1 protein-coding gene is annotated in these 1503 nt (G+C 62.1%); it reads left to right on the forward strand.

Annotation, left to right across the window (positions count from 1 at the left end; genetic code table 11):
• The first annotated feature begins 415 nt into the window (after positions 1-415).
• Complete coding sequence (locus tag VGP39_RS09445; protein WP_327567844.1) at positions 416-1297, forward strand: UTP--glucose-1-phosphate uridylyltransferase; 882 nt, start codon at positions 416-418, stop codon at positions 1295-1297.
• Positions 1298-1503 lie beyond the last annotated feature (206 nt).

A 1503-nucleotide genomic window follows, 5' to 3' on the forward strand; every position in this document is an offset into this window, starting at 1 on the left:
GGGGTGGAGCGGCGGGAGGCGCCAGGGCACCAGCGGGCACCCTTGGAGGCGGGATTAACGTACCCACCTCGCGCGGCAAGGCTACCGCGCGCGCCCAGTGACGTAGGGCGCAGCGCCTCCCGGCGCTCCACCTTGGCCACCAGCCTGTCGGCCGGACGCTGCAGACGCCCGGCACGAGTCAGCCATATATAATCCTAGGCTAGTTTACCTGTCAACAGGAAAAACGTCATTGTGATGACGTTTGAATGTGTGGCTCGGAAATGTGCTTGGCGTGGTCGGCCTATAACGATGTGTGCAAGCCCTAGCGCCTTCGCGGGGACGACGAAGGTTTTTCGATTTCGCTGAAACCTGTTACGAACAGCCGATTCGGGCGCATGCCCTCGCTGGTTCCCTCCGTCGTACAAGAATCGCTACCATGAAAATCCGCAAAGCCGTCTTTCCGGTCGCCGGCCTCGGCACCCGCGTCCTGCCCGCCACCAAGGCGATGCCGAAGGAAATGCTGACCATCGTCGACAAGCCGCTGATCCAGTATGTGGTCGACGAGGCCAAGGAAGCCGGCATCGAGCATTTTGTCTTTGTCACCGGCCGCAACAAAAGCGTGATCGAGGATCATTTCGACAGGATGTATGAGCTCGACGCCACGCTGGCTGCGCGCGGCAAGACCGCGGAGCAGGACATTCTGGCCCGCGATCAGCCCACAGCCGGCGCCACCAGTTTTACCCGGCAGCAGGCCCCGCTCGGCCTCGGCCACGCGGTGTGGTGCGCGCGCGATATCGTCGGCGATGAGCCGTTCGCGGTGGTGTTGCCGGACGAACTGGTGCTCAACACGCCGGGATGCCTTGCGCAGATGATCCAGGCTGCTTCAAGCCTCGGCGAAAAATCCAATCTGATCGCGGTGGAGGAAGTGCCGGCGCATCTCACCCATCAATACGGCATCTGCGGCGTCGGCCCTCGCCACGCCCACGGCGGCATGTTCGAGATCGACGGCATGGTGGAGAAGCCGAAGCAGGGCACCGCGCCCTCCAATTTCTCGATTACCGGCCGCTACATCCTGCAGCCGGAGATTTTCGGGATCCTGGAGACGCAAGAACGCGGCGCCGGCGGCGAGATCCAGCTCACCGACGCCATGATCGGCCTTGCCAAGACGCAAAAGTTCTACGGCGTGGAATTCGAAGGCGAGCGCCACGATTGCGGCTCCAAAGCCGGCTTCCTCCGCGCCAACATCGCATTCGGAATGGCCCGCGCGGACCTGCGCGACGGGTTGCGCGAGGAGATGAAGCGGTATTTGGAGAAATGAGGAACCTCATCCTGAGGTGCGCGCTCTTGCGCGCGTCTCGAAGGATGGCCGCAAGCACTGTGGCCCATCCTTCGAGACGCGGCCAAGAGGCCGCTCCTCAGAGCCTGATCCAAAAATGTATCCGAGTCATTTCAACTACTTAGGAACGACGGTGTTGCGGGGATCTGACCTCAGGCAAATCTGCAGTTATTGCGATGCTCCAACGG

Source organism: Bradyrhizobium sp., assembly GCF_036009065.1.
In the GTDB taxonomy this organism is placed as follows: domain Bacteria; phylum Pseudomonadota; class Alphaproteobacteria; order Rhizobiales; family Xanthobacteraceae; genus Bradyrhizobium.